General features: G+C 31.8%; 21 protein-coding genes. All 21 read left to right on the forward strand.

The window, feature by feature from the left end; translation table 11 throughout:
• Nucleotides 1-12: 12 nt before the first annotated feature.
• On the forward strand, nt 13-675 hold the full coding sequence (gene spoIIIAF, locus C3E88_RS03400) for a stage III sporulation protein AF (RefSeq protein ID WP_236908757.1): 663 nt from the start codon (nt 13-15) through the stop codon (nt 673-675).
• Nucleotides 656-1,237, forward strand: a complete 582-nt coding sequence (locus C3E88_RS03405) for a hypothetical protein (protein ID WP_236908758.1) — start codon at nt 656-658, stop codon at nt 1,235-1,237. The genes spoIIIAF and C3E88_RS03405 overlap by 20 nt, the downstream gene beginning before the upstream one ends.
• A gap of 11 nt (nt 1,238-1,248) precedes the next feature.
• Nucleotides 1,249-1,917 carry a SpoIIIAH-like family protein gene (locus C3E88_RS03410; RefSeq protein WP_236908759.1) on the forward strand — a complete coding sequence of 223 codons (669 nt, stop codon included), beginning with the start codon at nt 1,249-1,251 and terminating at the stop codon, nt 1,915-1,917.
• Between the two features lie 72 nt (nt 1,918-1,989).
• The gene (locus C3E88_RS03415) at nt 1,990-2,388 is read left to right on the forward strand and encodes an Asp23/Gls24 family envelope stress response protein (protein WP_236908760.1); all 399 of its coding nucleotides are present in this window, start codon (nt 1,990-1,992) and stop codon (nt 2,386-2,388) included.
• Between the two features lie 63 nt (nt 2,389-2,451).
• Nucleotides 2,452-3,000 (forward strand): alkaline shock response membrane anchor protein AmaP, encoded by a 549-nt coding sequence (gene amaP, locus C3E88_RS03420; RefSeq protein WP_236908761.1) that lies wholly within the window; start codon nt 2,452-2,454, stop codon nt 2,998-3,000.
• A gap of 19 nt (nt 3,001-3,019) precedes the next feature.
• Nucleotides 3,020-3,256 (forward strand): DUF2273 domain-containing protein, encoded by a 237-nt coding sequence (locus C3E88_RS03425; RefSeq protein WP_236908762.1) that lies wholly within the window; start codon nt 3,020-3,022, stop codon nt 3,254-3,256.
• Between the two features lie 28 nt (nt 3,257-3,284).
• Entirely contained in the window at nt 3,285-3,692 is a 408-nt protein-coding gene (gene nusB, locus C3E88_RS03430; protein ID WP_236908763.1) for a transcription antitermination factor NusB, read from the forward strand.
• Nucleotides 3,689-4,684, forward strand: a complete 996-nt coding sequence (locus tag C3E88_RS03435) for a Kae1-like domain-containing protein (RefSeq protein WP_236908764.1) — start codon at nt 3,689-3,691, stop codon at nt 4,682-4,684. The genes nusB and C3E88_RS03435 overlap by 4 nt, the downstream gene beginning before the upstream one ends.
• Entirely contained in the window at nt 4,647-5,876 is a 1,230-nt protein-coding gene (xseA, locus tag C3E88_RS03440; RefSeq protein WP_236908765.1) for an exodeoxyribonuclease VII large subunit, read from the forward strand. The genes C3E88_RS03435 and xseA overlap by 38 nt, the downstream gene beginning before the upstream one ends.
• Nucleotides 5,869-6,102: an exodeoxyribonuclease VII small subunit gene (gene xseB / locus C3E88_RS03445; protein ID WP_236908766.1), complete on the forward strand. Its 234-nt coding sequence runs from the start codon at nt 5,869-5,871 to the stop codon at nt 6,100-6,102. Before xseA ends, xseB begins: the two co-directional genes overlap by 8 nt.
• A gap of 4 nt (nt 6,103-6,106) precedes the next feature.
• The gene (locus tag C3E88_RS03450; protein WP_236908767.1) at nt 6,107-6,976 is read left to right on the forward strand and encodes a polyprenyl synthetase family protein; all 870 of its coding nucleotides are present in this window, start codon (nt 6,107-6,109) and stop codon (nt 6,974-6,976) included.
• A gap of 670 nt (nt 6,977-7,646) precedes the next feature.
• A complete protein-coding gene (locus C3E88_RS03455; RefSeq protein WP_236908768.1) occupies nt 7,647-8,270 on the forward strand; it encodes a DUF21 domain-containing protein in 624 nt (207 codons plus the stop codon).
• A gap of 14 nt (nt 8,271-8,284) precedes the next feature.
• Entirely contained in the window at nt 8,285-9,085 is an 801-nt protein-coding gene (locus tag C3E88_RS03460; protein WP_236908769.1) for a TlyA family RNA methyltransferase, read from the forward strand.
• A 40-nt stretch (nt 9,086-9,125) separates the two neighbouring features.
• Complete coding sequence (gene argR / locus C3E88_RS03465) at nt 9,126-9,578, forward strand: arginine repressor (protein WP_236908770.1); 453 nt, start codon at nt 9,126-9,128, stop codon at nt 9,576-9,578.
• A gap of 16 nt (nt 9,579-9,594) precedes the next feature.
• Nucleotides 9,595-11,289 carry a DNA repair protein RecN gene (gene recN, locus C3E88_RS03470; protein ID WP_236908771.1) on the forward strand — a complete coding sequence of 565 codons (1,695 nt, stop codon included), beginning with the start codon at nt 9,595-9,597 and terminating at the stop codon, nt 11,287-11,289.
• 205 nt (nt 11,290-11,494) lie between these two features.
• Nucleotides 11,495-12,811 carry a SpoIVB peptidase gene (spoIVB, locus tag C3E88_RS03475; RefSeq protein WP_236908772.1) on the forward strand — a complete coding sequence of 439 codons (1,317 nt, stop codon included), beginning with the start codon at nt 11,495-11,497 and terminating at the stop codon, nt 12,809-12,811.
• A 121-nt stretch (nt 12,812-12,932) separates the two neighbouring features.
• The gene (gene spo0A, locus C3E88_RS03480) at nt 12,933-13,751 is read left to right on the forward strand and encodes a sporulation transcription factor Spo0A (RefSeq protein ID WP_236908773.1); all 819 of its coding nucleotides are present in this window, start codon (nt 12,933-12,935) and stop codon (nt 13,749-13,751) included.
• A 146-nt stretch (nt 13,752-13,897) separates the two neighbouring features.
• Nucleotides 13,898-15,019, forward strand: coding sequence for a putative cytokinetic ring protein SteA (steA, locus tag C3E88_RS03485; protein ID WP_236908774.1), 1,122 nt, complete (start codon nt 13,898-13,900; stop codon nt 15,017-15,019).
• A 13-nt stretch (nt 15,020-15,032) separates the two neighbouring features.
• Nucleotides 15,033-15,929, forward strand: coding sequence for a copper transporter (locus C3E88_RS03490; protein WP_236908775.1), 897 nt, complete (start codon nt 15,033-15,035; stop codon nt 15,927-15,929).
• A gap of 1 nt (nt 15,930) precedes the next feature.
• Nucleotides 15,931-16,620, forward strand: a complete 690-nt coding sequence (locus C3E88_RS03495; protein ID WP_236908776.1) for a glycosyltransferase family 2 protein — start codon at nt 15,931-15,933, stop codon at nt 16,618-16,620.
• Nucleotides 16,621-16,624: 4 nt separating this feature from the next.
• Nucleotides 16,625-17,050: hypothetical protein (locus C3E88_RS03500; protein WP_336513057.1), on the forward strand; the 426-nt coding region annotated here is incomplete at its 3' end.

A 17,050-nucleotide genomic window follows, 5' to 3' on the forward strand; every position in this document is an offset into this window, starting at 1 on the left:
GGGTGAATAAAAATGAAGGCGGTGAGTTTTTTAAGATATTGGATACAAGATATAGTTATGATTTTTCTCATAGTATCTATAGTTGAAATACTTCTTCCTAATAGTAATATGAGGAAATATATAAATATGGTAATAGGTTTTTTAATAATAATAGTGATAGTTTCACCTTTTATTAAACTATTATCTAGGGATTATAGTATCGATGAAAGAGTGCTAAAAGAGCATTTAAAAATGAACGAATTAGTATATAAAGACAAATCAAACTTATCATCGGTGTATGATAAACAGGTTAAAGAAATGTACACTAATAAAATGGAGTTAGAGGTTACAGAATTTGTTCACGAAACTAGCAATTACAAGGTGGAAAGCGTAAATCTATCTATTGATGAAACTAATGAGAATTTTGGCAAACTGAAGGAAATAGAAATATTGTTAAAAGTGGACGGAGAAGAAAAGATAGACAAAAATGTAAATAAAAATTCAATTGCTATTATCAAGATAGATGATGTGTCTATAGATAATAACGACGAAGCATTTAATGCTTATAAGACCCTGGAAGATGGGGAGGACCTTAAGAAATCTCTATCAAAAAAATTTAATATTTCTAAAGAAAATATTAGAGTATTTTTGAATACTTTGGAGGCAGGTGAACTAGATGGAGAAGTTTATAGATAAAATCAAAAAATATATGGAAACTATGGATAATAAGAAATTTATGAATAATTTATTTATAATACTCATCATAGGAATCATACTTTTAATAATAGCTAATATATTTATAGAGGAAAGAAAAACTGATAATACAAATTTAGAATCCGCTAATACTGTTGGCAAATTGTCAAGTTCTGAACAAGATTATGGCTCTCTGCTGGAAGTAAAACTAGAGGACGCCTTAAGCCAGCTAAAAGGTGTGAATAAGGTAAAAGTTATGATCACATTGGAAGATACGGTAGAAAAAATTCCTGCTTTTAATACTACTAAAAATAATGAAACTACTAACGAGATCGATTCACAAGGAGGTACCCGTGAGATCATTAGAGATGATATGACCATTCAAGTTGTTACTAGTAATGAAGGAGGATTGGTAGTTTTGAAAGAGATTAAACCAACAGTAAAAGGTGTAATAGTAATAGCAGATGGGGCAGAGGATATAGAGATAAAAGAGATGTTATATGAAGCAGTTAAAACTGTACTGGGTATACCAGGAAACAAGGTTGAAGTGTATTCTAGTAAATAGGAGGGATATAGATGTTTACAATGAAAAAACCAGCAATAATTATGGTGTTGATAGTATTATTGGTAGTTACTGGTTATATTAATCATAGCCTTACTTTGAGGGCTTCGTCTAAAGTTTCTAGCGATTATCAAAAACATGAGGAGATGGAGATGGCTAAGAGTTGGGATATGGATGATAAAGAGCTGGTGGAGGCTATATCGGAAGGCGAAGGTAGTGAAGAGCTAGAGGATATTGAAATACTTGATACAAAAGACGAGAATATAAATGAAATATCAAAAGAAGCTAACTCTAATATCAACCAGGCCATTAGCAAAGAAGAAAGTTTGCGCTCTAAGAACTATTTTATTGAGCAAAGATTAGCTAGAGATAAATTGAGAGCGGGCTTAGTAGATAGATTAAACACAATAGTGGATAATGAGAATACAGGCGAAGATGTAAGATCTGAAGCCCAAAAAAGAATAATGAATATTGGTGATTTAGCAGAAAAAGAGTTGGCTATAGAAGGTTTAATTAAGGCAAAAGGATTTGAGGAAGCTTTAGTTTTTATGACAGAAGAAAGTGCTAAAATAGTAGTATCTAGAGAAGAACTTACTGAACAGGATGTAGTAAAAATTTTAGATATCGTAATGGGAGAAACAAATTTAGATGCCTCTAATATTAAAATCATGAAAAAGAATTAGAAATGTTTGTAAAAATCACAGGGCTTTGATATAATAATTCTAAAGAGTTTCAGAGTATAGGAGGTGTCCAATGTGGCAGAGTTTGTGAATGATGAAAAAGTCAAATATGGAACAGTTAAAATTGCTAATGAAGTTGTTGCTATAATAGCTGGCCTAGCAGCTACTGAAGTAGACGGCGTTGCTGGAATGAGTGGTGGTATGACAGCAGATTTTACAGAGATGTTAGGTATGAAAAACCTATCAAAGGGTGTTAAGGTGGAGGTTGGTGAAAAAGAAACTGCTATTGACATATTTATTATAGTGGAATATGGTTCTAAGATTTCTGAGGTTGCAAATACAGTACAAAATCATGTTAAGGAGACAGTTGAAACTATGACTGGTCTTAGTGTAGTAGAAGTTAATGTAAACATACAAGGGGTTAATATACCTAAAGAAGAGCCTAAAGTAGAAGTAGAACCACGAGTAAAATAGTATATTTACCCTCTGGAATCCAGGGGGTAAATTTAAATATTATTTGGGAGGATGAAGCTAAATATGAATATTTTCGATAAGATAGTACTAGTTGTTTTTTCACTTTGTATAGCTATACTATCATTAGCTTTGGTACTGTTTCCTTTTCAACAATTTGATTTTTTGTCTAAAAACAATGTTGAATTACTGTTAGATAATATTATAGGTAACTATGTTTATTCTGTAGTAGGACTGATTTTTCTGTTAGCTAGTATTAGATTAATAGTTGTGGCATTTAAGGGTAACAAAGATAAAAACAAAACAACCTATTTAATTCAGAGAACAGACCATGGTGAAATTAATATATCATCTAATACTATAGTTGGTCTGGTTGAATCCGTTGCTGAACACTTTACAGGTGTTAGAGATATTAAGACCAAAGTAGAGATATTAGAGGGACAAATATTTATAGATTTAAAGGGGCAAGTGTCTCCAGAGATAAACATACCTGAAACTACTGAAGAGTTACAGTTAAAGGTAAAGGAACATGTAGAAAATTGTACAGGAGTTAATGTTAGTGAAATTAAAGTATTGATTACTAATGTGACTGCACCTATAAGAAATGTAAAATAATTGTAGAGGTGTTGGCAAATTGGCGAGAGAAATGTTTAGTAAATTTATAGATTGGGTTAGAAACCACAAGGGGAAATTTTTTGGAGGAATTTTAGGTTTTTTAATAGCTATATTGGTTTTAAATATAGGTTTTTTTAAGACCTTGTTTATCGTCCTATGTACGTGGGCTGGATATTATTTAGGAAGCAAATCGGACAGTAAGGAGAATTTTAAAGATCTAATAGATAAAATCATCCCTCATAATAGGGAACAATAAATAATAGATATTACCAGGGAGGCAAAGGATGGGTAGAAAATACGCAAGAGAATCTACAATGAAATTATTATATCAAATGGAAATAAACTCAGATTTTTCTGAAACAGTAGTCAATATATTTTTCGAGAACAATGTATTTGATGAAGGGGAAAAAGCATATATAGAAGGTGCCATTAATACCATAGTGAATAATTTAGAGTTAATTGATTCACATATAAAACAAAATATAGAAGGTTGGGAGATACATAGACTAGCAAGGGTAGATCTATCTATTCTAAGAATTGCAATTTACGAGATAATGTATAGGGAAGATATACCAATAGAAGTTTCAATCAATGAAGCTATAGAGATCTCCAAAAAGTATAGTACTGTAGAATCCTCTAAGTTTATCAATGGTGTTTTAGGTGGCTTTGTAAAATCGAGGGATAGAATATGACCAAATATTTTGTCGGGATAGACACCTCTTCATATACTACATCTTTAGCTGTATTAGATGAAAAGGATAATATCGTATTAAATATAAGAGATATACTAAAGGTAAAAAAAGGTAAAAGGGGATTGAGACAACAGGAAGCTGTATTTCAACATATCCAAAATCTACCTTTCTTAATAGAAAAGATGGCTCAAGAAATAGATACTACTAAAATAGTGAATATATCATGTAGCAATAGACCTAGAAATAGGGAAGAATCATATATGCCTGTTTTTGTTGTTGGTAAAGGACAGGCTTTTATTCTGTCTAAAGTTCTAAATACGGGATATAAGGAGTTTAGTCATCAAGAAGGTCATATAGGGGCTGGAATGATAAATAGTAATATGGAGGAAAAAGAAAGATTCATTAGCCTTCATATTTCTGGAGGAACTACAGAAATGTTGCTAGTAAAGAATAAAAAGAATGGTTTTGATATTGAAATAATAGGAGGTACTCTGGATTTAAGTTTAGGGCAGCTTATAGATAGGGTAGGAGTGGAGCTTGGATTAATATTCCCCTGTGGCGAAGAGATGGATAAGGTGTCCCAAATAGGGAATAATTTAAAATTGGATATACATATTAATATTAAAGATAGTTGTTGGTTTAATCTATCGGGTATGGAAAACTATTTTAAGGCACTAATACAAAAAAGTGAACACGATCTAGAAGATATAATAGCAACCTTGTTTTATACCATATCCCAATTTTTAAAGGATATTATTCTCAACGGTTGCAATATGTATAATATTCACAGTGTGTTAATTACAGGAGGTGTAGCTGCTAATAGTACTATAAGAAACTATTTAAGTAAAGAACTATGTAGAGAGGGAATAGACGTATTTTTTCCTAAGAAAAACTTGTGTACGGACAATGCAGTTGGCATAGCTTACTTGGGGAAAACAAAAAGTAATTTAGTAGGTGATAAATTTGGTAGAAAAGCCTTTAAAGGTGAGTGAAGTGAATCAATATATCAAAAAAACTTTTGCAAGAGATTTAATACTCTCAAATATTAAGGTCGAAGGGGAAATTTCAAATTTTAAGCATCATTATAGTGGGCATATGTATTTTTCATTAAAGGATGAAAGAGGAAAATTAAAATGTGTGATGTTTAAATCTGATAATCGATTAGTCAATTTTCAGTTGAAAGATGGATTAAAGGTTGTGATTACAGGATATATATCTATTTACGAAAAAGAAGGTGACTATCAGCTATATGCGAAAAAAATAGAAGAAAGTGGCGTCGGGGATCTGTTTGCAGCTTTTGAAGAGATGAAGCAAAAATTAGAAAAGGAAGGACTGTTTGATCCATTAAATAAAAAGGAATTGCCTTATATGCCGAAGAAAATTGGTGTTGTTACCTCTTCTACTGGAGCTGCAATTAGAGATATAATTACTGTAATAAAAAGAAGATATCCTATTGCTGATATATTGATATATCCGGTATTAGTGCAAGGCATACAAGCACCAAGGGAAATATGTCAAGGCTTATTATATTTAGATAATAGAGATGATATAGATGTAATTATTACAGGACGTGGTGGAGGATCTATAGAGGAGCTGTTTGCATTTAATGATGAATCCGTAGCTAGAACTATTTATGCTATGGAAAAACCGGTAGTGTCGGCAGTAGGCCATGAGACGGATTTTACTATAGCAGATTTTGTGGCAGATTTAAGGGCTCCTACTCCTTCTGCAGCGGCAGAACTAGTCACACCAGAACTAGATAAGTTAAAGGAAAATCTTGATGCTAAAATGGCTCAGTTGAATAGAAATTATAACTATATTTTGAATGAGCATTGTGTTAGGCTGAAATATATAAGGAGAAGTCTAGACTATTACAACCCTATTGACCAAATTAAGGAAAAAGCCCAGGAGTTGGACAATCTATTTAGGAATCTGACTATGATGATGGATACTAAAATAAATAAGAACAGGGTTCTTATAGATAATCTACATAACAAAATAAATTATTTAAATCCTATATCTGCTTTAGATAGGGGATATGGTTTAGTGTTAGATAAACAAGGTAATATGATTTCCAGCATAGAAGACGTACAGGCTGAAGAAAATTTAAACTTAATTATCAAAGATGGTATGTTAACGATTAAAGTGGTTAAAATTAACAAAGGAGAGTTTTATCATGAATGATATGGATTTGACTTATGAGGAAGCAGTAAAAGAATTGGAAGAAATATTAGAAGCATTCGAGGAGGATGACATTGCTTTAAAGGACTCCCTAGAAAAGTTTAAAAAAGGGGTAGCCTTATATAATTATTGTAATGAAATATTAAAAAGTGTGGAAGGTGAGGTTAAGATATTACTTCAAGACGATGAAGGAGCCATTGAGGAAGAGGAATTTCAAATGGAGGTATAATTAAATGACGTTAGCTGAAATAATAGGCCAAGTAAAGGGTAAAATAGATGATGACTTAAAAAAAATTTTTGTAAAAAAAATAGGATATCAAGATGTAATATTTGATTCGATAAACTATAGCCTATTTACTGGAGGCAAAAGAATTAGACCTATATTATTATTGAAAAGCTGTGAAATGTTTAGTGGAAAATATGACAAAGCAATTCCATTTTCATTAGCTATAGAAATGATACATACTTATTCTCTAATCCATGATGATCTACCTTCTATGGACGATGATGATTTTAGAAGAGACAAACCTACTAATCACAAGGTATATGGTGAGGCTATTGCAATCCTAGCAGGAGATGGATTATTGAACTTGGCATTTGAAACTATGATTGATCATACCTTAAAACATTCAGAGGATATTAATGATTATGAAAAATATACAAAGGCAATGAATGAAATTGCGAAATATTCAGGTGTATATGGTATGATAGGCGGTCAAGTAGTGGATTTACTATCTAATGATATATCCATGGATGAGGATAAACTAATATTTATGTACAGTTGTAAAACTGCTGCTTTAATTCAGGCTTCTGTTGTTGCTGGAACTATATTAGGTGGAGGCACTGATGAGGATGTAGAAAACATGAGAAAGTTTGGTTTATATCTTGGGTTAGCCTATCAAATTAAGGATGATATTCTAGATGTGAAAGAGGATAATGAAATAGATAAAATTACCTATTTAAAGTTCCATAATATTGACGATGCAGAAAAAAAGGTAGAGGATTTAAGCAAAAAGGCAATAGGCATTTTAAATCAATTTATAAACAAAGATACCCAATTTCTCACTTTATTTACAAAGGATCTAATAGATAGAAAGCATTGAACTTATATTGAATAATTATAAAAATTATGCTATAATTAGTAGAGCAAAGAGTGGCACAGTATTCTAGTCAACACAGCTAATCTGGAGGGCGGGGCTAAAAATCCGTCGAAGGGCATATCGATGAAGTTCCTTGTTTCGGCTCGCGACGCCCAGTCGAGGGTCGGTGCTGGGAGTAAGAAAGATGGGGCGATCTGCAATGGCATGCAGGCGTTGACCCTACTTTCGTGGAGACTTACCATTTGGGACATGGTAAGATAGACCTAGGTGTAGAAATAGAAACACTTAGAGTAGCCTGCCTTGAGTGATTTAGGGAGATGATAAGTTCGACTATTTTCATGAGGGGCCCAAGTGATAATAGTTTTGTTATCGAAACCTAGATTGCAAAAGAGGCTAAGGGTTAGACTGGTTGTAGAGGAAAACTCCTAGACTGTTCACGGTAGAAGTATATTGGGGATTACAGTGCGGACTAAGTGGTAATCCAGCCCTGCTATTGGTGACAAAGTAGTGGTAAAATTGAAGGGAAACCGCTGGTTATGGCGACATACAGTTTTTATCAGGGAAATCCTGCTGGACCTTAAGCCGTAAGATTTACCCAATATGCTGCCACTCATGAGCTGATAGCATAATGCTATCAGCTTTTTATATTATATTGTGGAGGTACCAATATTAAATGGATAAAAAAGAAGATAACAATTTTGCGGAAAAGCATAATATGAGATGGGTTATTATGATAACTATATGGACATTTATTATGGCTATAGTTTTTAGTATAATTACTGAAGGTTTAGTGAAAAACCTCAATATTTTTCTTGCATTTGTGATACTTATAATAATAATATTTATAGGAATTTTTTTTGATATTATAGGTATTGCAGTTACTACTTCAGAAGAAAAACCCTTTCATGCTATGGCAGCTAATAGAGTAGAAGAAGCTAAATATGCTATAAAACTGGTTAAGAATGCGGGACAAGTATCCAACTTTTGCAATGATGTTATTGGTGATATAAGTGGTATCGTCAGTGGTGCAGTAGGCACTAGCATAATCTATAAATTGATTAATATTTATGATATAAAAAATGGCAGTATATTGAGTATTATTATTACTTCACTAGTAGCTTCTGTGACTGTAGGAGGTAAAGCTTTAGGTAAATCTATAGCTATATCTCATTCAGAGAAAATAATATTTGAAACTGCTAGGATATTCAATTTTTTAGAGAAAAAATTTGGAATAGATATATTACCCGATAAAAAAAAGAACAAGAATAATAAATCAAACAATGAAAGGGATAGATAATTAGGAGAGATTATATGGAAAAAAAAAGAGCTGATATAATACTATTTGAAAAGGGATTGGTAGAATCAAGGGAAAAGGCCAAGAGAGTTATCATGGAAGGGACGGTATTTATTGGAGATATGAGGATAGATAAACCTGGTGAAAAGGTTAGTATTGATGATCCTATAGAAATTAAAAAAAATCCCCTTACTTATGTAAGCAGAGGTGGATTAAAGCTAGAAAAAGCTATAAAATATTTTAATTTGAATTTAGAAGATAAAATAACCATGGATATAGGTGCTTCTACTGGAGGATTTACCGATTGTATGCTTCAATATGGAGCTAGAAAAGTATATGCTATAGATGTTGGTTATGGACAGTTAGATTGGAAATTGAGAAAGGATCCTAGGGTTGTAGTCAAGGAGCGGACCAACATTAGACATGTGACAAAGGAAGACATAGATGAAATATTTGACTTAATATCCATAGATGTATCCTTTATATCCTTAAGACTAGTATTACCTGTTGCAAAGGAGTTATTAGCTGATGATGGCCATATAGTAGCTTTGATAAAACCCCAATTTGAAGCTGGAAGGGACAAGGTTGGCAAAAAGGGGATAGTTAGAGACAGAAATATCCACATAGAGGTTATAAAAGCTATAGCTGATTTTAGCAATAGCATTCAATTAAATATAGTGGATTTAGACTACTCTCCCATTGCGGGTGCTACAGGCAATATTGAGTTTTTGGCCTATATATCTAAAAATATGGATGAAAGTTCTATTGACGATGAATATATATTAAAAGTTGTAAGTGAAGCTCATGAGTCTTTATAGTAGTTATATATTTCCTAAGGATAATGTTTAGGAGGGAAAAATGAATAAATATACAAGACAGAGGATTATTTTAAATTTGATTAATAAATATGAGATAGAAACTCAGGAGGAGCTAGCTGACTATCTGTTAAATCAGGGAATAGATATCACTCAAGCTACTATTTCTAGAGATATAAAGGAATTAAGACTTGTAAAAGTATTAACAACAACGGGAAAATATAAGTATGCGGCTATGGACAGCAGTTATGAAGGGGTCCATCAAAGATTGAGCAATATATTTAGATCTTCAGTTTTAAGTGTAGAACCAGCAGAAAATATCATAGTGATAAAAACTTTACCAGGCGCAGCTCAGGTCTGTGCATCAGCAGTTGATAATTTTAAGATTCAAGGTATCATAGGAACTATTGCAGGAGATGATACTATTTTTATAGCTGTAAAAAACATAAATATAATGGATTCTGTGTTAACTAGTATCCATAATTTTCTCAAATAATTTGGGGGTATAAATTATGATAGTTGAGTTAAATATAAGTAACTTTGCTATTATAGATAGTTTAAATATTAACTTTACTAATGGATTTAATGTACTTACTGGCGAAACAGGGGCAGGAAAATCCATAATTGTAGAAGGAATTAGTATGATTTTAGGTGGACGTGCTAACAAGAATTTGGTGAAAACGGGAAAGGAGAAGGCGATATTAGAGGGATTATTTTATCTAGAGGATCCAAATAGAGTAAATAATACTTTGAATGACTATGGTATCGATGTAGATGAAAGTAATTATCTATTAATATCTAGGGAAATATATGCCAATGGTGGAAGTGTGTCTAGAGTAAATGGTAGAACTGTAACTTTAACGATGTTAAATAGTATAACTTCGACTTTGGTAGATGTTCATGGGCAACATGAACACCAATCTCTATTAAATATAAATAATCATATTAAATTAATAGATACATTTGGCGATATGAAATTAAAGGATTTGCTAAATAATGTAGAAAGTAAGTACGAAGATCTAACTAAAGAAATTAGAAGATTAGAGGAACTATCTTTAGACAGCATAGAAAGAGATAGGGAAATAGATTTATTAAAATATCAATTAGATGAAATCGATAATGCCAATTTATTGAATTTTGATGAAGAGGTTATAATTAGGGAACATTTGAAGATGACCAATATAAAAGAAATTATTTATAAGTTGGGAGAAGTATCTGATATCTTAGATAATGAAATATATGGGAGTCTATCCCTATTAGATGGTATTAATAAATGCGTAGTAAATTTGAAGGATATTGAGAAGTTTGACAGTAGATTACAACAATACAATGCTACTATGGAAAACATAGGATTTGAATTACAGGACTTATCTAGAGATATAAAAAATTACTTGGAAAGCATAGAAATTGATGAAGAAAGACTAGAGTTTTTAGAAGAAAGAATAGATACAATAAATGTCTTGAAGAAAAAATACGGTAATACTATTGATAATATATTGGAGTATAGGGAATCTATAAATAATAGACTTGAGGTTCTGTTAAACAATGAAAAGGAAATTGAAAAATCTAACCACAAAATTCGTGATATTGAAAATCAATTAGTGAAGTATTGTACTTGCCTAACCGATATAAGAAAGACCATAAGTAAGGATATAGAAATATCAATTATGAGAGAACTAAGAGAGTTAAATATGTCAGATGTTGTATTTCAGATAAATTTTAATAAACTAAATCATTTTACGCCTAATGGATGGGATAGGGTAGAATTTCTAATATCTACAAACAGAGGCGAGGATTTGAAGCCATTGTCTAAAATTGTATCTGGAGGGGAAATGTCTAGAATAATGTTAGCTTTTAAAACTATATTAGCAGATTATGATAATATACCTTGTTTAATATTTGATGAAATCGATACTGGAATTAGTGGTAGAACAGCCCAGGTAGTAGGAGAGAAGATAAAAATGGTATCTAATAGTCATCAAGTTATTTGTATATCTCACTTGCCTCAAATAGCTGCTCTAGCGGATACCCACTTTGTTATTGAAAAAGATGTTATTGATAATAATACTATAACAAAAGTACGTAAACTTAATGAAGAAGAAAGAATAGAGGAGTTATCTAGACTTTTAGGCGGTGTTGATCTAACCGATACGACGAAACTTCATGCAAAAGAGATGTTAGAGATGTCAAAAATGTTAAAAAATTAAAAGTCAGGGTAATTAAATAAAAAAACGCTTTATATTCAGTAAAGCGTTTTTTTATTTTCCAACATTTGTAAAAATATATTTTACTTAGCATTACAATTAAATTTTTAAAGAATAAATATGATGAAAAAAGGCTAAATTATATTTACGCAAATAATATTTTATGGAGGTGAATTAGCTTAAGGGAAAATTAGAGGAGTGATTGTACTTGGATAGATATAAAGAAAACCGAAAGGTATTTTCTTTATCCGTTATAGTATTGGCTTTTTTTTATATAATTCAGATGTTGACCGTATTTTACTATCCTGCAGAAATTAAAATTGCAAAAGGTGAGAATAAGAGTATAGAAGTACTATTTCCATTTTCTTTAAGTGCACTACACGATGAGGATACTATAGTACAATCAACTTATAATGAGGATTCCACTATCGGTTTTAAGAAAACCTATAAAATAGATGCAATGAATGCAGGAGAAGCAAGATTTCAATTAAAGTTATTAGGCTTAATTCCAGTAAAAAGATATGATGTAAGTGTAGTTAATAGGGATACATTAATTCCTGGAGGAAATGCAATAGGCGTTAGGTTAAATACAAGAGGTGTATTAGTAGTAGCAGTTACAGATGTAATTGGTATTGATGGGAAACGATATAATCCTGCTAGAGATGCAGGCATAAAAAATGGAGATAGCATATTAGAATTAAATCAAGTAAAAGTAAAAGATGCAGAACACCTAGTAGAGTTATTAAATCAGGTACAGGAAGATAAGGTTAAGTTAATGATAGAACGAAATAAAATAAAATATGAAACAGAGGTTAGGCCCATTAAGAGTATACAGGATAATTGCCTTAGATTGGGTATTTGGGTACGAGATAAAACTGCTGGTATTGGAACACTTACTTTTTATGATGAAGACAGTAAAATATTTGGAGCTTTAGGCCATGGGATTGCAGATATGGATACAGGAAATCTATTAAATGTAGAGTATGGTAAGATAATGAATGCAAAAATAGCCAATATTGAACAAGGTAAAAAAGGAAGTCCAGGGGAAATTAAAGGTGTATTTTACGAGACAGAAAATGTATTAGGCGAAATAACTAAGAATTCCCCTTTTGGTATATATGGAGTGATAACTGATAAGTTTATCAAAACTAATAAGATGAAACCTATGCCTATTGGATTTAAAGAAGAGGTTAAAGAGGGAAGAGCTCATATACTAACTACTATTGATGACAATAGGGTTGAAAAATTTGAGGTGGAAATAGTAAAAACTCAAAACCAACAGTATCCTAGTCAAAAGAGTATGACTATAAAAGTGACAGATAAAAAATTATTACAAAAAACTGGTGGAATAGTTCAGGGTATGAGTGGTAGCCCAATAATACAAGATGGGAAACTGATTGGGGCTATAACCCATGTTTTTGTCAACGATCCTACAAAAGGATATGGGATTTATATTGAATGGATGTTAGATCAAATTAAATCTGAATATCTGTTAAATAGAAAATACGCAGATAAGATTAATTGATAGGCTTTTAGCCTATCTTTTTTTAAAAATAAAAAGAATTTATTTGAAATAGAAGGAAACTACGATTCTTTGTCGAATAGTTAATTATACAAATAAATTGCAAAACAGGGGGGTATTTCAATTGGAGAAAACCAAAATTTTAATTGCAGATGATAATCGTGATTTTTGTGATATTTTAAGTAAGTTTTTATCTGCAGATGAAAATTTTGAAATTGTTGGGATAGCAAAGGATGGTCTTGAAGCATTAGATTTGCTTACTGAGGTGGAACCGGATGTATTAATATTAGACATAATAATGCCGCATTTAGATGGATTAGGGGTATTAGAAGGTATACATAGTTTAAATTTAGACAAGATACCTAAAATCGTTATCCTTTCTGCAGTAGGACAGGATCAGATCACTCAAAAGGCTATTGAATTAGGGGCTGACTACTATGTAGTTAAACCTTTTGATTTCAAGGTGTTTATTAAAAGATTAAAGCAAATTGTGAATTTAGAAAAGAATTCCCAACTTACAGAGAAAAGTAAATATATTCAGATTCCGGCTACTAGTTCTCAAAATGTTACTACGACAAAAAATTTGGAAGCCAGAATTACAAATATTATCCATGAAATAGGGGTTCCGGCCCATATTAAAGGATATCTCTATTTGAGGGAAGCTATTGCTATGGTAGTTGAAGATATAGAATTATTAGGAGCGGTTACTAAGGAATTATATCCTAATATAGCTGAAAAATACAATACGACTCCCAGTAGGGTGGAAAGAGCTATAAGGCATGCTATAGAGGTAGCTTGGACTAGAGGTAAAATTGATACTATTGATAATATTTTCGGCTATACCGTAAATACCAATAAAGGCAAACCTACCAATTCAGAGTTTATAGCTATGGTGGCTGATAAATTGAGGCTGGAGATGGAGTTGATGGAAGGAAATGTTTAGTAACAACCCCACAAGAAATTATCTTGTGGGGTAAAATATTGTTTATTTATCTATCTATCCTATTATTATGCTATAATAAGTTTGATGGGTTGTTATTATATATAATATTGGAAATAATATGGGATAGTTAAAAATGGAGGATAAGTATGCATATAAAAGGTAGATTAAAAAAGGATAGAAAAACGAAAAATTTAACCAAAAGATTGAAACCAGGAGATATAGCTTTGATAGCTCATAAGGATTTAGATGAAATAGCTGCCTTGTCGTTGGTAGAAAAAAAAATAAAATGCGTGATAAATATTGATGATACGATTAGTGGCAGATATCCTAATCAAGGTCCATCTATACTACTTGACGCGAATATACCCATCTTTGAAGTAGATAATAAGGATATTTTTGATATAGTACAGGAAGGCGATACTATAGAGATTCTAGATGATATTATTCTGTACAAAGAGAATGAAATAGGTAATTGTATACTATTAGACGAGGAAAAAGTTGAAGAATTGTTGAGTGTTGGATATGCAAATATTGAAGGGGAGTTGGAACGTTTTATAGAGAACACTTTAGAATACGCAAAGAAAGAAAAGGGTCTTGTAACAGGGAAAATACCAATTCCTAAAACAAAAACTAGGATTAAAGGTAAACATGTTCTAGTAGTAGTAAGGGGCAAAGATTACAAAATGGATTTAGAAGCTATAAGATCCTATATAGATGAGGTTAAACCAATATTAATTGGTGTAGATGGTGGAGGAGATGCACTACTTGAATTTGGATATACTCCCCACATAGTTGTAGGGGATATGGATAGTATATCTGATAAATGCCTAGGAAAAGCCAAGGAAATCGTAGTACATGCATATTCAGATGGTAGGGCTCCTGGATTGAAGAGGGTAGAAGACTTAGGATTGGAAGCGACCATATTTCCAGCTCCAGGTACCAGTGAAGATATTGCTTTTTTATTAGCATATGCAAATGGTGCAGATTTAATAGTTGCAGTAGGGACTCATACTAATATGATAGATTTTTTGGAGAAGGGTAGGTCTGGAATGTCTAGTACCTTTTTAGTTAGACTTAAAGTAGGTTCTAAATTAGTAGATGCTAAAGGTGTAAATAAACTTTACCATAGTAGTTTTAAGCTGAAGTATGTCATAGGAATTGCCATTGCTGCTCTAATACCTATAATGATAATAACATCTATGCATCCGTTGATGAAAGAATTGATGTTATTGTTTAAAATTAGATTAAGGATGATGTTAGGATTGTAAAGGAGGAATAATTTTGATACCAAATATGAAATTCTATGTAATATCTATTGTTGCAATATTTGCAGCTTTGGGCATAGGAATATATATAGGTTTTGCTCTTGATGCTCAAAGTTTTGTAGTGGATCAAAGAGAAGATATAGCGGCTAAACTAGAAGAACGATTTGATTTTTTGAAAGGGGAAAATCAAGAGTTAAAATTAGAATTAAAAGAAATAGAAGCTGAAAATGACAGTTATAAATATTTTATAGAATCTACCTATGGGGAAATAGTAAAAGGGAAACTTACTGGTCAAAAAGTTGCTATTATTGAAACTAAGGATGATTATATGTACTCAGGGGTAGGACAAATATTAGAAAATGCTGGTGCTCATGTGAGCAGTGTAACTACCATAACCGACAGGATTATGAATGAAGAAATGTTAAAAAATATATATGATGAATTAGAAATAGAAAACAATAATACTAATTTAATAACCAATACTGTAAATGAGATTGCAAAGTCTATTGCTTCCGGAGAACAATCTGAACTTACAACAGCAATTATGGAAAGAGAGATAATAGATGTAGTAGGAAACATCAACCAACCAGTTGATTATATAATTATAGCCGGAGGTAGTGTACGTGAAGATAGAGATAGATTAAACCTAGTTGATAAAACTATCGTTGATGTATCAAAAGCTATGGATAAACCTATTATCGGAATTGAAAAATTGGTTGTAAATTATTCCTATATAGATATGTATAAAAGCTTTAGAATAAGCACAGTAGATAATGTCGATACTACAATGGGTAAAGTTTCTCTTATATTAGCAATGGAAGGTAGACCAGGCCATTATGGGACAAAACAGACAGCAGAACAATTGGTTCCAACACTAAAATTAACTATACCAGAATATTCTAAGGAGAGATAGCATGAAGGATGGGAAATTATTAGTAGTAGTGCCAGTGTATAATGAAGGAGATAGGATTACCGATACCCTAATGGGGTTAAAAGAAATTGAGTTGATTGATGAAATATTGATAGTTAATGATGGTTCAACAGATAATACTCAGGATGTAATAGAAAAACTAGGAGTATCTATCATCTCTTTTGAGAAAAATATGGGTAAAGGTTATGCGATGAAAAGGGCTATAGATGACATGGAATATGATTATATAGCTTTTGTAGATGGAGACCTGGGATATTCTAGTAGGGAATTGGAAAAGTTGATATATCCAGTTATCTCAGGAGAAGTAGACTTTACCATAGCTAAGTTTCCGGAAAGATCTACTGTGACCCATACTAAGGGTGGTTTTGGATTTGTAAAGGGATTGGCTAAGAAGGGTGTTTATTTTCATACTAAAAAGGAAATAGATACTTCTCTATCTGGCCAAAGAGTATATAGGAAAGAAGTAATAGCTGTAATGGATTATATTCCTAATAGATATGGAATAGAGGTCGCCATGACTATACAGGCTTTAAATGGTAGTTTTACATTTAAGGAAGTACCAGTTGAGATGACTCATAGATATACTGATAGAAACCTTAAGGGATTTAAGCATAGAGGGAAACAATTTTTTGATATATTAAAAACTTTAATTATTATGTATTTTAGAAGGTGACTTTATGAACTATACTAATATTCTAAGTTTTATAATCAGTATAATATTATCGTATATTGCAACACCTATGATTCTTGATATGTTGTTTAGAAGCAAAACTATTCGCCTGAACTACAGGAATGAAGAAATCCCCATAGGTATGGGAATATTATTCATATTTGTTCAGATGATTAGTATGAGTATAGTTATTTTGTTAGGATGGGCTAATATGAAGTATGTTATGTCTTATTTATTGGCTTTTACTTTAATGGGTATGGTAGGGCTATTGGATGATTTAATTGGAGAGGAAGATGTTAAAGGATTTAAAGGGCATGTGAAAGCATTCTTTAGAGGCTTTTTAACTACTGGCTTTATCAAAGCAGGGATGGGTTTTTTTGTTGCACTATTATTTTCTATAACTATTTCTAAAGATATAATTAATATAATTATA

Source organism: Clostridium sp. Cult3 (genome assembly GCF_021655115.1).
Classification (GTDB): domain Bacteria; phylum Bacillota; class Clostridia; order Tissierellales; family Tepidimicrobiaceae; genus PPXY01.

Coding starts and splice junctions, on each gene's coding strand:
- C3E88_RS03450 (WP_236908767.1), top strand. CDS start 6,107: ATGACGTTAGCTGAAATAATAGGCCAAGTAAAGGGTAAAATAGATGAT.
- C3E88_RS03460 (WP_236908769.1), top strand. CDS start 8,285: ATGGAAAAAAAAAGAGCTGATATAATACTATTTGAAAAGGGATTGGTA.
- C3E88_RS03405 (WP_236908758.1), top strand. CDS start 656: ATGGAGAAGTTTATAGATAAAATCAAAAAATATATGGAAACTATGGAT.
- spoIIIAF (WP_236908757.1), top strand. CDS start 13: ATGAAGGCGGTGAGTTTTTTAAGATATTGGATACAAGATATAGTTATG.
- C3E88_RS03435 (WP_236908764.1), top strand. CDS start 3,689: ATGACCAAATATTTTGTCGGGATAGACACCTCTTCATATACTACATCT.
- amaP (WP_236908761.1), top strand. CDS start 2,452: ATGAATATTTTCGATAAGATAGTACTAGTTGTTTTTTCACTTTGTATA.
- xseB (WP_236908766.1), top strand. CDS start 5,869: ATGAATGATATGGATTTGACTTATGAGGAAGCAGTAAAAGAATTGGAA.
- C3E88_RS03455 (WP_236908768.1), top strand. CDS start 7,647: ATGGATAAAAAAGAAGATAACAATTTTGCGGAAAAGCATAATATGAGA.
- steA (WP_236908774.1), top strand. CDS start 13,898: ATGCATATAAAAGGTAGATTAAAAAAGGATAGAAAAACGAAAAATTTA.
- C3E88_RS03410 (WP_236908759.1), top strand. CDS start 1,249: ATGTTTACAATGAAAAAACCAGCAATAATTATGGTGTTGATAGTATTA.
- C3E88_RS03495 (WP_236908776.1), top strand. CDS start 15,931: ATGAAGGATGGGAAATTATTAGTAGTAGTGCCAGTGTATAATGAAGGA.
- nusB (WP_236908763.1), top strand. CDS start 3,285: ATGGGTAGAAAATACGCAAGAGAATCTACAATGAAATTATTATATCAA.
- argR (WP_236908770.1), top strand. CDS start 9,126: ATGAATAAATATACAAGACAGAGGATTATTTTAAATTTGATTAATAAA.
- recN (WP_236908771.1), top strand. CDS start 9,595: ATGATAGTTGAGTTAAATATAAGTAACTTTGCTATTATAGATAGTTTA.